This is a genomic window from Rhodococcus sp. 5G237, assembly GCF_053764735.1.
This window is the reverse complement of sequence record NZ_JBSNCD010000005.1, coordinates 356,262-368,384: the sequence shown is the minus strand read 5'-3', so window position 1 is coordinate 368,384 and position 12,123 is coordinate 356,262. Positions and strand designations below refer to the sequence as shown.

The window sequence follows — 12,123 nt, the reverse complement described above, 5'->3', positions numbered from 1 at the left end:
CTCCGTGGTGCGGTTCAAAACAGTAGCCGAGCATCTACGAAACACACAAATCCGCAGGTCAACGGAAGAAAACCGGCAGATTTCGCGAAGGTGACGGGTCGGTGACCCCCGCGGGAGGCGACGAATCGGGCTTCGGAAGTCCAGCCCGCGTCCACCGCTCGTGTCGCTCCGGCGTGTCGCTCCGGCCGGCAAATGCGCCCTCCGGTCCTCCCGAGCGGAGGGCCGTCGACGTCCCGGGGCTCCGGGTGCGTCCTCTTGCCTCCTCGAGTACGGTCTCTTGCCCGCCCGTGTACGCGCTCTTGCCCGCCCGTGTACGCGCGCGAGGAGCCGCGCGGACGCGCTACCCGGAACATCGCGTCGAAACGCTGCGACCAGGCGATTCGTCTTCGTGGCGGGAGCGTGTTAGTGTTCCATCTCGTTCGAGCCGCTGCGAAGCGGCCCGGTCCCGTGGCTCAGTGGAAGAGCGTCCCGTTCACACCGGGGAGGTCGCTGGTTCGATCCCAGCCGGGACCACCGAGATCGACAGTGACGAAAGGCACCCCCGCAGGGGTGCCTTTTTTCGTACCTTGATGAAATCGTGGAGCGTGCGTGGCACCCGGTCGGGCGGGTCGCCCGCGAGCGCGTATTTCCTTCGAACCGCAACGGCCCCATCGGGCTCGACCACGCGTGTCGGGTGGGCACAGCTGTGGTGCTTGTGGCCGAAGTGCGCATAGTGATGGCAGGATCGTGGTCGTCGAGGAGGACACGTCCGGATGAGCGTTGCGGACAGCGAATGGCCGGTCGTGGGGGCGACCGGAGCGAGATTCGGATCCGGTCGGTCCCGTCGACGTCGGCGGCCGGCGGATCACGCCGTGCCGGTACGGAATCACCGCGAGCCGGGTCCCGTCGTGGACGAGGTCACGGCAGCCGAGATGTACCGGCCCGCAGCGCAGCCGGTCGACACAGCGCAGGCGGTCGGCGCAGCAGAGCCGGTCGACACAGCGCAGGCGGCCGGCCGGAATGCGGGCACCGGGACCAGTGTGGGAATCGAGGACATGAACCAGCCAGAGACGTCGTCGTTCGTGCGCCCGTTCGTGCGGAGCGGGGGACGCACCCGAGCCGAGGTGGAGCTGCCTCTCGAAGTGCTCGTGTCGGCCGTCCCCTCCGCGATGGGCAGCGAGTCCGGTCCGGCGATGGACGAGCATCGCCTCGTGCTGGCGTTGTGCGCCCAGCCGAGATCGATCATGGAGATCGCTGCCCTCGCGCAGATCCCACTCGGTGTCGCGCGCGTGCTCGTCGGGGATCTCGCGGCGACCGGCGAGATCACCGTGCACCGCACGGCCGACAAGGTGGGGCCGAACGTCGAACTGCTCGAACGGGTACTGACGGGTCTCAACCACCTCTGAGGACTTCGCGGCTCCCTGTGTTCGCGGTCCGCGCGGATGTCGATAGCATGAGGAAGTTGCCGTGTGCTCGCGGTCGTCGACCGCAGCACGTGCCCGGCGACGACCACGTATCAGGCATCGAGCCGAGGAGTCCGTCACAGTGACCACGCCCGCATCCGCGAAACCAGCCACGATCGTCCGGGTGCCCGCGGGGACCACTGCGGGCGCGGCGGTCCGTGACGCGGGTCTGCCCACCAAGGGACCCGAGACGATCGTGGTCGTCCGCGACTCCGAAGGCGCACTGCGCGATCTGTCCTGGACGCCCGAAGCGGACGTCGAGGTCGAGGCCGTCGGCGCCGACACCGAGGAAGGCCGCAGCGTCATCCGTCACTCGGCCGCCCACGTGCTCGCGCAGGCCGTGCAGCAGGAGTTCCCGGAGGCCAAGCTCGGCATCGGCCCGCCCATCCGCGACGGCTTCTACTACGACTTCCAGGTCGAACGTCCCTTCACGCCCGAGGATCTCGCGAAGCTCGAGAAGCGGATGAAGAAGATCGTCAAGGACGCCCAGCGCTTCGCGCGGCGCGTCGTCGACAGCCTCGAGGACGCCCGCGAGGAACTGAAGGACGAGCCGTTCAAGCTCGAACTCATCGACGACAAGTCCGGCATAGACGACCCCGAGGTGATGGAGGTCGGCGGCAAGGAACTGACCATCTACGACAACCTCAACCCGCGCACGGGTGAGCTCGTCTGGAAGGACCTGTGCCGCGGCCCGCACGTGCCCACCACCAAGTTCATCCCGGCCTTCAAGCTCACGCGCAGCTCCGCGGCCTACTGGCGCGGCGACCAGGACAACGCCGGCCTGCAGCGCATCTACGGCACGGCCTGGGAGTCCACCGAGGCCCTCGACGCGCACCTCGAGCTCCTCGCCGAGGCCGAACGCCGCGACCACCGCAAGCTCGGCAACGAGCTCGACCTGTTCTCGTTCCCCGACGAGCTCGGTTCGGGTCTGCCCGTCTTCCATCCCAAGGGCGGCATCATCCGCCAGGAGATGGAGAACTACTCGCGCCAGCGGCACGTCGAGGCCGGCTACGAGTTCGTGTACTCGCCGCACATCACCAAGGGCCAGCTGTACGAGGTCTCCGGTCACCTCGACTGGTACCGCGACGGCATGTTCCCGGCGATGCACATCGACGAGGAGCTCAACGAGGACGGCACCGTCCGCAAGCCGGGCCAGGACTACTACCTCAAGCCCATGAACTGCCCGATGCACGACCTGATCTTCCGGTCGCGCGGGCGTTCCTACCGCGAACTGCCGCTGCGCATGTTCGAGTTCGGTTCGGTCTACCGCTACGAGAAGTCCGGTGTCGTCCACGGTCTGACCCGCGTGCGCGGCATGACGCAGGACGACGCGCACATCTTCTGCACTCCCGAGCAGATGCGCGACGAGCTCACCAGCGTCCTGAACTTCATCCTCGACCTGCTCAAGGACTACGGGCTCGACGACTATTACCTCGAACTGTCCACGAAGAACCCCAAGAAGTTCGTCGGCAGCGACGAGCTGTGGGACGTCGCGACCGAGACGCTGCGGGAGGTCGGTGAGGCCTCCGGCCTGAACCTCGTGCCCGACCCGGGCGGAGCCGCCTTCTACGGCCCGAAGATCTCGGTGCAGGTCAAGGACGCGCTCGGCCGCAGCTGGCAGATGTCGACGATCCAGCTCGACTTCAACCTGCCCGAGCGGTTCGAGCTCGAGTACACCGGCGCCGACGGTGCCAAGCACCGCCCCGTCATGATCCACCGCGCCCTGTTCGGTTCCATCGAACGGTTCTTCGGTGTGCTCACCGAGCACTACGCCGGCGCTTTCCCCGCGTGGCTCTCGCCCGTGCAGGTCGTGGGCATTCCCGTGGCCGCCGATTTCGAGGGCCACCTGTTCGATGTCGTCGGCAAGCTGAAGGCACAGGGGATCCGCGCCGAGGTCGACGTCTCCGACGACCGCATGCAGAAGAAGATCCGCACCCACACCACGCAGAAGGTGCCGTTCATGCTGCTCGCCGGCGAGCGCGACGTCGCGGCCGGCGCGGTGAGCTTCCGCTTCCGTGACGGCACGCAGGTCAACGGCGTGCCCGTCGACGAGGCCGTGCGAATCGTCACCGAGTGGGTCCGCCGCCGCGAGAACGCCTCGCCCACCGCCGAACTCGTCGGTTCCGGCGGGGAAGGCAGCCCGTCGTGACGGGCGACCGTACCCCGGGGCCCGCCGACATCCCGGCGACCGACGACAGTCCCGCCTCGATGGTCGACCGCGGCGTGGGGGAGTCCGACCACCTGCAGCGCCTGTGGTCGCCCCATCGCATGTCGTACATCACCGAGTCCCCGCGGGGTCGCGACGAGCCGTACGAGCCCTTCACCGACATCCCCAAGATGTCCGACGAGGAGGGCCTCGTCGTCGCACGCGGCGAATTGGTGTACGCGGTGCTCAACCTGTACCCGTACAACCCGGGTCATCTGATGGTCGTACCGTATCGCCGGGTGGCCAACCTCGAAGATCTGACGCCCGAGGAGAGCGCCGAGCTCATGCAGTTCGCGCAGCGGGCGCTCCGCGTCATCAAGCGCGTCTCGCGTCCGCACGGCTTCAACGTCGGCCTCAACCTCGGCGCCGCAGCGGGAGGCTCGCTGGCCGAGCATCTCCACCTGCACGTCGTGCCGCGCTGGGGTGGGGACGCCAACTTCATCACCGTCCTCGGTGGGTCGAAGGTGATGGTGCAGCTGCTGCGCGACACCCGTGCACTGCTCGCCTCGGCATGGGACGAGTGACAGCCCTCCCAGAGTCGTCGCGATCGCAGCGCACGGCCGTGGTGCCGTTCGCATGCCGATCCGCCGCGGGCCGACTGCGCATTTCCGGCTCCACTCGTGGCAGGATCGGATTCCGGACACAACGGTCGGACAGGAAGACAGGGGTCGCGGGATGCTGAGCTTCTTCGGGCGTGCGTCGGTGTCGAAGGTCACCGCGCCGCTCGGTAAGGCGCTGATCCGTACCGGCCTGACTCCGGACGCCGTCACGCTCATCGGTACTGTCGCCACGATCGCCGCCGCCGTGACCCTGTTCCCCATGGGACACCTGTTCTGGGGTGCGATGGTCATCTGGGTGTTCGTCATGTTCGACATGCTCGACGGCGCCATGGCCCGGGCTCGCGGTGGCGGAACGCGCTTCGGAGCGGTCCTCGACGCGACCTGCGACCGGGTCGCCGACGGCGCGATCTTCGGTGGTCTGGCATGGTGGGCCGTCTACCACGAGCAGAGCCGCCCTTTGTTCGTCGCCACCCTGATCTGTCTCGCGACGTCGCAGGTCATCTCGTACGCTAAGGCGCGGGCCGAGGCGAGCGGACTGTCCGCCGACGGTGGTCTGATCGAGCGGCCCGACCGGCTCGTGATCGTGCTCGTGGGCGCCGGTCTCACCGGCCTCGGGCTCGACTGGGCGATCCACATCGCGATGTGGCTGCTCGTCGTCGGATCGGTGATCACCGTCTTCCAGCGGGTTCTCGCCGTCCGCAACTCCACGGGTGCGCGCGAACTGCTTCCCATCACACCACCGGTCGGCGGGACGACGGAGACCCGGGACGACGGGGGAGCGCAGTGAGTGTCGGCGAGAAGGCGTCCGATCTCGCGTACGCGGGGGGCTGGCGTCTGGTCCGGGCACTGCCCGACGGCGTCGCGCGACGGTTGTTCGACGCCGGCGCCGACTACGCGGCGCGGCGTGACGGCGGACCCCAGCAACTGCGACGCAACCTCGCGCGGGTGCTCGGGGTGCAGCCGCACGAGGTGCCCGACGATCTGATCCGCCGGTCGGTCCGGTCCTACGCGCGTTACTGGCGCGAGGCGTTCCGCCTGCCGGCGATGGATCTCGACGCGACCGCGAAGTCGATCGATTCGTCCATCGAGGGCCGCGAGCACATCGAGGCGGCGCTCGCCGCCGGTCGCGGCGCGATCCTGGCCCTGCCGCACAGCGGGAACTGGGATCTCGCCGGCGTGTGGTGCGTCCGCTACTTCGGCGGGCTGACCACGGTCGCCGAGCGCCTGCGACCCGAATCGCTCTACCGCCGTTTCCTCGACTACCGCGAGGGGCTCGGCTTCGAGATCTTCCCCTCGAGCGGCGGGGAGACGCCGCCGTTCGGGGAACTGGCCGCGCGGCTGCGCGGCAACCGGATCGTGTGCCTGCTCGGCGAACGCGACCTCGCCCGCAAGGGAGTGCCGGTCACCTTCTTCGGCGAACCCACCCGCATGCCCGCCGGACCGGCGAAACTGGCCATCGACACCGGTGCGGCACTGTTGCCGGTGCACTGCTGGTTCACCGAGGACGGCTGGGGGTTCCGCGTGGATCCGGAGCTCGACGTGAGCGCCGGGATCGACGCTGCCACACAGGCCCTCGCCGACCGGTTCGCCGCCAACATCGCCGCCCACCCCGAGGACTGGCACATGCTGCAACCGTTGTGGCTCGACGACCTGTCGGAGGCTCGCCGTGCCCGGATGGAGGCGTAGGTGAGGATCGGGATGGTCTGCCCGTACTCCTTCGACGTTCCCGGTGGAGTACAGGCGCACGTCGTAGATCTCGCGGAGGTCCTCATCGGCCGCGGGCACGAGGTGAGCGTGCTGGCACCGGCGTCGGAGACGACGCCCCTGCCCGACTTCGTGGTCTCCGCCGGTCGCGCCGTCGCGATCCCGTACAACGGGTCCGTCGCGCGCCTGAGCTTCGGTCCGGTCTCCTACGCCCGGGTCCGCCGCTGGATCAACGACAACGATTTCGACGTCCTCCACATCCACGAACCGAACGCGCCGAGCCTGTCGATGCTCGCGCTCAAGGTGGCGGAAGGCCCGATCGTGGCGACCTTCCACACATCGACGACGAAATCGCTGGTGCTCAGCACCTTCCAGGGCGTCCTACAGCCCTATCTCGAGAAGATCAGCGGCCGGATCGCGGTGTCCGAGCTGGCCCGGCGCTGGCAGGTCACCTCTCTCGGCGCCGACGCGGTCGAGATCCCCAACGGTGTCGACGTGCCGTTCTTCCGGCACGCCCCGCTGCTGCCCGACTATCCGCGACCGGGCCGTACGGTGCTCTTCCTCGGCCGGTACGACGAATCCCGCAAGGGCATGGATGTCCTGCTGGGCGCGCTGCCCGCACTCGTCGCGCGTCACCCCGACATCGAGATCCTCGTGGTCGGGCGCGGCGACGAGGACAGATTGCGGAAGGAAGCGGGACGCTACTTCCGGCACCTGCGCCTGCTCGGGCAGGTCGACGACGACGACAAGGCGTCCGCGATGCGCAGCGCGGATGTGTACTGCGCGCCGAACCTCGGTGGTGAGAGCTTCGGCATCGTGCTCGTCGAGGCCATGGCTGCAGGGACGGCGGTCGTCGCCTCCCAGCTCGACGCCTTCCGCCGGGTGCTGCGCGACGGGCAGGCCGGTGTCCTCGTCCCGGTCGGCGACGCAGACGCGCTCGCGCGCGGCATCCTCGAGGTCCTCGACGACGACGACCGCCGGCAGGCACTGGTCGACTTCGGATCCACGGTGGTCGAGGCGTACGACTGGCCGGTGGTCGCGGATCAGATCCTGCGGGTCTACGAGACCGTCACCGTCGGCGCCGGCCCGGTGCGGGAGGTCCGGTCGTGACCCTCAGTGCAGTGACGATCCTCGTCCTGTCGCTGATCGCCGCGGTGGTCGTGGCGATCGGTGTGTGGGCCTATTCCACCGCCAACCGACTCGACCGCCTCCACGTGCGCTCGGATCTGTCCTGGCAGGCACTCGATGCGGCCCTGGCGCGTCGCGCGGTGGTCGTGCGGAGCATCGCCGCGTCGATCCCCGTCCCGGAGGGACGCGCACTCGCGCTGCTCGCCGACACCGCGGAGCGGGCCGACCGCGACCGGCGCGAGGAGGCCGAGAACGCGTTGTCGGCCGCACTGGCACGGATCGAGACCGGCCGGCTGCGCCCCCAGCTCGTGGCCGAACTCGCCGACGCCGAGGCGCGGGTGCTCATCGCCCGCCGCTTCCACAACGACGCGGTACGCGACACCCTGGCGCTGCGCACCCGGCGACCGGTCCGCTGGTTGCACCTCGGGGGAACCGCGCCGCTGCCCACCTATTTCGAGATCGCCGAGCGGGCGGGTGCGGTCGCCACCGCGCCTCCCGCCGTTCCCGGCACGTCCCCTCCCTCGGACGCCGCCCCTACCTCCGGCACTGCCCTTGCCTCCGGCACTGCCACTGCTCCCGCTGCGCGGACCACCCCGGTGCCGGATCGGGCACGCACGTCCGCCCGCGTCGTGGTGCTCGACGAGGACGGCCGGGTCCTGCTCCTGCGCGGACATGACCCCGCAGTGCCCGAGCGGCACTTCTGGTTCACGATCGGCGGCGCCGTCGAACCCGGCGAGGACCTGGCGACGGCCGCGCTCCGGGAGCTCGCCGAAGAGACCGGCCTGCGGGTCGAGCGCGACCTGCTGTGCGGGCCGATGTGGCGACGCGTGGCCGTCTTCCCGTTCAACGGTGAGGTCCTGCACTCGGAGGAGCTGTTCTTCGCGGTGCGAGTGCCGTCCTTCGAACCCGCTGCGGACGGTTTCACCGATCTCGAGCGGAGCATGCGGCTCGAACATCGCTGGTTCGACGACGACGAACTGCAGACGCTGGTGCGGTCCGGGAACCCGGTCTACCCGAACGATCTGCCCGAGCTCCTCGATGAGGCGCGGCAGGTCGCGACGCGGCGGCTCGAGCCGGAGATCCGCGCGATCCACTGAGCCGAGCCGTGCCCGTCACACGAGCGTCGACCGGAACGACCAGGCGTCCTGCAGCCGGGCGTAGAGGCCACCCGTGGCGACGAGCTCGTCGTGCGTGCCGTCCTCGACGATCCGGCCGCGATCGAACACCAGGATGCGATCGGCGACCCGCGCACTGTGCAGGCGGTGGGCGATCGTCACCGTGGTGCGTCCACGCCCGATCGACGTCAGCGCCCGCTGCAGGCGCACGTCGGTGCCGGCGTCGACACCGCTGGTCGCCTCGTCGAGGACCAGCAGGTCGGGGTCGACGAGCGCGGTGCGTGCCAGCGCGACGAGCTGGCGTTCGCCGACCGACAGCGACTCACCCCGCTGGCCGGTGCGGGTGTCGAGACCGTGCGGTAGGTCGCGGGCCCAGTCGTCGAGCCCCAGCTCGGCGAGGATCGCTTCGACGTCGTGCCGGTCGGCTCCCGGACGGGCGATGGCGATGTTCTCGAGGACGCTGCGATCGAACAGGAAGGGATCCTGAGGAACCACGGCGACGCGCCGCGCGAGTGACGCGTCGTCGATGGTCGCGACGTCGATACCGGCGAAGCGGACGGTGCCGGTCGTGGGGTGCAGTTGCCGGGTGAGCAGCTTGGCGAAGGTGCTCTTGCCCGAACCGGTCTCGCCCACCACCGCGACCTGCTGTCCGGCACGGATCCGCAGGTCCAGCCCGGTCAGAACCGGGCGTCCGGGGACGTAGCCCACCTCGACGTCGTCGATGCCGACGTCGAACATCCCGGGTCGCAGCGGTGTCGCGACCTCCTCCGAGACCGTGTCCGTCTCCAGGTCGAGGACCGCGAGCACCCGGCGCAGTCCCGCCTCCGAGTTCTTCGCGTCGGCGAGCGTGTTGACGGCGAACTGCAGGGGCCGGACGAAGAACGTCACGAGGAAGACGAAGGCGACCACCGTCCCCACGGTGATCGACGAACCCACACCGGAGGTGCCGAGGCCGAGCGCAACACCGCCGCACATCACGGCGATGGTGATGAGCGTGTCGATGCTCTGGCCGACGGAGAACGACGCGCTCATCGGCAACAGCGTGCGGACCTGTGCGTCCGCCGTCCCGTCGATCCGCGAATGCAGCCGGGTTCGGACCCTGTCCACAGCATCGGCAGCCCGGATCGTGTCGATCCCGGTGAGGGTCTCGGCGAATGCCGCGTACAGCTGCCCGATCCGCGAGCGCACCACGTCGAACCGGCCAGCGATGATCCGCTGCACGTAGCGGCCGACGAGCGGCACGACGCACGCGACCAGCGCGGCCAGGATCGCCAGCGGCCACGAGTACACGGCCATGACGACGAACGCGATCGTCATCTGGGTCAGGTTCTGGACGAGGGTCATGCCGCCGCCCTGGGCGAACACCGTCACCGCATCGAGGTCGTCGGTGCTCCGGGCGACGAAGCTGCCCTGCGCGCCGGATTCCAGACGGGTGGGAGGCAGCCGCAGGGTGTGGTCGAGCACCCGGATCCGCAGGGCGGACACGACGTCCTCGACGGTCGAGATCAGGCGACGGTTCATCAGTGACGATCCGATGCCCGCGACGAGCACGGCCACCATTCCCGACAGCGCGCACGAGACCACGATCCGGGTGCGCTCCTCGGAGGTGACCGGGGTGAGCAGACCGTGATCGATCGTGTACTGCACCACGACGGGAACGACGATGCGTCCGACCGCCGCGAGCCCGGCGAAGGCCAGGGTGGCGGCCAGACCGGTCCGCACCGACGGGACGAGCCGGGCGGCGCAGCGGAGCAACGCGACGGTGCCGAGTCGTTCGGTGTCGGTCCGTTCGGTGTCCGGCTGTGCGGATGCGGTGGGGGACACCGTCATCGGGTCGCCTCCTCGAGTTCGGCCGTGTGTGCTCGGTCGTCGTAGGCCGTCACCAGATCGCGGTAGGCGGGTACCGATGCCGCGAGACCGGCGTGAGTGCCGGTCGCGACCACCCGGCCCTGATCGACGAAGACCACCTCGTCGGCGAGCGAGATCATCGCCGGGCGGTGTGCGACGACGAGGATCGTGGTCTCCGATCGTCCCTGTGAGAACTCCTCCCGCAGGTTGTCGACGACGGCACGCTCCACGGCGGGATCGAGCGCGGACGTCGCGTCGTCGAGGACGAGCACGCGGGGTCGCCGCACGAGTGCCCGCGCGAGGGCGATGCGCTGACGCTGGCCACCGGACAACCGGGCGTGACCATCGCCGATCATGGTGTCGAGACCGTCCGGCAGTTCGTCGACGAAGCCGGCCTCGGCGAGCGCGAGCGCGCGACGGACCGCCACCTCGTCGATCCCGTCGTCCCACAGGGTGAGGTTGTCGCGCACGGATCCGGCGAAGACGAACGGGGTCTGGGTGACGAGAGCGACGTGACGTGCCGTGTGACCGGGCGGTGTCGTGGCCAGGTCGACGTCGTCGAGGGTCACGGTGCCCGAGGTGGGCGGGAACAGGCGCGTGAGCAGCGCGACGAGGGTGGACTTGCCGGAGCCGTTACGCCCGACGAGCGCCACGATGCGTCCCGGACGCAGATCCAGGTCGACCGAGTCGACGGCGGGCCGGTCGGCGTCGGCGAAGCGATAGGAGGTGGCGTCGGCGCGCAGACGGGCCGGAGTGGCCGAGTGCGGGACGGAGGCCGAGCCGGACGGCTCCGGTTCGGCCTCGGCCAGTACCGCCTCGACCCGGCGACGACCGACCACACCGGCCGGCAGGACGGCGAGGAAGCGGCCGATGACGCCGAGCGGCATCGCCATGGTGAGCAGCAGGTAGACGACCGAGACCAGGGCGCCGATGGTCACCGCTCCCGCCTCGATCCGCACCACACCGACGAGCAGGACCACGAGGACCGCGAACGACGGGGTCAGTTCGATGAGCGGGTCGAAGATCGCCCCGACACGTCCCGCGGACCGATTGGCCTTCGCGAGTTCGTGTGCGGCGCCGGCGAATCGCCGTGTCTCGTCGTCGGTCGCTCCGAGCGTGCGGATGACCTGGGCGCCGGCGATCGCCTCGTGCGCGAGCGCGGCGACCTCGGCGCGGCGCGACTGCACCTGCCGGGCGCGCGGCGACAGGACCCGTTGGTAGACCACGTTCGTCGCGATGAGCGCGGGGATGAGCACGGCCGCGACCACACCGAGCTGGACGTCCGTGCCGAAGACCTGGACGAGCACCGCCAGGAGCATGCCGGTCATGCCGACCGCGAACGGGAAGTGCTGCATCGGGGCGTGGGCGGAGTCGGCATCGGAGACGGCATGGGCGAGCAGGCGACCGGTGGGATGACGTCGGTGCCAGCGCGATCCGGAATCGAGGTAGTGATCGGCCAGGCGCGTGCGCGTGCGGGCCAGTCCGCGGAACTGGACGGTTCCTCCCGAGAACGTCCGGGTCACGATGCTCAGGACGCGCAACAGTGCGACACCGATCAACGCCAGGGCCGTGGCAACGGCGACGCCGGTGGACAGTTCGCCGCGTTCGAAGCTCCCGAGGACGAGATCGTCGGTCGCCGAGCCGATCACGTCGGCGAACAGCACCGTGCACAGTCCATTGGCGATGCTCGCAACGATCGCGACCGCCCCGGGGACGGGGAATCGGCGACAGTCCTCGACCATCATCGCGATCCCTGCCCGGAATGTGGCTCCGCGGAGCGGTTCACGAGCAACAGGACGGTTCGGTGCCACGGGCATCCCAGCCTTTCGTCGGTTCCCGGACATCCGTGTGAACCCTCGAGGTGAAACGGCGGAGGGCGCCCACGGCCGTGGACGCACATCCCTCCCATCATGAGCATCGGCAACGATCCGGGCGACGGTTCGAGTCGGCGTGATCGAAACCTCCGGAGCCCGGCCCGGGAACGGATCGGGGGAGTGGATCGGCAGATGCAGTCCAGTTGTTGTCAACTGGCTATGTGAGTGGATCGGATACGGCCCTAGGCTGGGGTCCGCTGTCCGTCGCCCGTGCGCCGGAAGTATTCGCCGATCCGTCCACCGAGG

The 12,123-nt window shown here is 69.6% G+C and carries 9 protein-coding genes and 1 tRNA gene; 8 read left to right on the top strand and 2 right to left on the bottom strand.

What is annotated here, in order from left to right; genetic code table 11:
* The first annotated feature begins 441 nt into the window (after positions 1-441).
* The 8 genes from ACWPOC_RS14015 (at position 442) to ACWPOC_RS13980 (ending at position 8,137) form a co-directional block, all read left to right on the top strand.
* A tRNA-Val gene (locus ACWPOC_RS14015) sits at positions 442-513 on the top strand.
* A gap of 239 nt (positions 514-752) precedes the next feature.
* Entirely contained in the window at positions 753-1,385 is a 633-nt protein-coding gene (locus ACWPOC_RS14010) for a DUF742 domain-containing protein (RefSeq protein WP_455408860.1), read from the top strand.
* 139 nt (positions 1,386-1,524) lie between these two features.
* Entirely contained in the window at positions 1,525-3,591 is a 2,067-nt protein-coding gene (thrS, locus tag ACWPOC_RS14005) for a threonine--tRNA ligase (RefSeq protein ID WP_120282373.1), read from the top strand.
* A 59-nt stretch (positions 3,592-3,650) separates the two neighbouring features.
* A complete protein-coding gene (locus ACWPOC_RS14000) occupies positions 3,651-4,172 on the top strand; it encodes an HIT family protein (protein ID WP_060653306.1) in 522 nt (173 codons plus the stop codon).
* A 151-nt stretch (positions 4,173-4,323) separates the two neighbouring features.
* Positions 4,324-4,995: a phosphatidylinositol phosphate synthase gene (gene pgsA / locus ACWPOC_RS13995; RefSeq protein ID WP_455408859.1), complete on the top strand. Its 672-nt coding sequence runs from the start codon at positions 4,324-4,326 to the stop codon at positions 4,993-4,995.
* Positions 4,992-5,894 (top strand): phosphatidylinositol mannoside acyltransferase, encoded by a 903-nt coding sequence (locus tag ACWPOC_RS13990; protein WP_120282375.1) that lies wholly within the window; start codon positions 4,992-4,994, stop codon positions 5,892-5,894. The genes pgsA and ACWPOC_RS13990 overlap by 4 nt, the downstream gene beginning before the upstream one ends.
* Entirely contained in the window at positions 5,895-7,022 is a 1,128-nt protein-coding gene (locus ACWPOC_RS13985; RefSeq protein WP_120282376.1) for a glycosyltransferase family 4 protein, read from the top strand. It abuts the gene before it with no gap.
* Entirely contained in the window at positions 7,019-8,137 is a 1,119-nt protein-coding gene (locus ACWPOC_RS13980; protein ID WP_455408858.1) for an NUDIX hydrolase, read from the top strand. Before ACWPOC_RS13985 ends, ACWPOC_RS13980 begins: the two co-directional genes overlap by 4 nt.
* 15 nt (positions 8,138-8,152) lie before the next feature.
* Here ACWPOC_RS13980 and ACWPOC_RS13975 read toward each other — a convergent pair whose 3' ends face one another.
* Entirely contained in the window at positions 8,153-9,985 is a 1,833-nt protein-coding gene (locus ACWPOC_RS13975) for an ABC transporter ATP-binding protein (RefSeq protein WP_455408857.1), read from the bottom strand.
* Positions 9,982-11,748 carry an ABC transporter ATP-binding protein gene (locus tag ACWPOC_RS13970; RefSeq protein ID WP_455408856.1) on the bottom strand — a complete coding sequence of 589 codons (1,767 nt, stop codon included), beginning with the start codon at positions 11,746-11,748 and terminating at the stop codon, positions 9,982-9,984. Before ACWPOC_RS13970 ends, ACWPOC_RS13975 begins: the two co-directional genes overlap by 4 nt.
* Between the last annotated feature and the right edge of the window lie 375 nt (positions 11,749-12,123).

Bases quoted from the DNA above. Each gene is read 5' to 3' on its own strand.
- ACWPOC_RS14000 (WP_060653306.1), top strand. From the start codon at position 3,651: ATGGTCGACCGCGGCGTGGGGGAGTCCGACCACCTGCAGCGCCTGTGG.
- ACWPOC_RS14010 (WP_455408860.1), top strand. From the start codon at position 753: ATGAGCGTTGCGGACAGCGAATGGCCGGTCGTGGGGGCGACCGGAGCG.
- pgsA (WP_455408859.1), top strand. From the start codon at position 4,324: ATGCTGAGCTTCTTCGGGCGTGCGTCGGTGTCGAAGGTCACCGCGCCG.
- ACWPOC_RS13975 (WP_455408857.1), bottom strand. From the start codon at position 9,985: ATGACGGTGTCCCCCACCGCATCCGCACAGCCGGACACCGAACGGACC.
- ACWPOC_RS13970 (WP_455408856.1), bottom strand. From the start codon at position 11,748: ATGATGGTCGAGGACTGTCGCCGATTCCCCGTCCCCGGGGCGGTCGCG.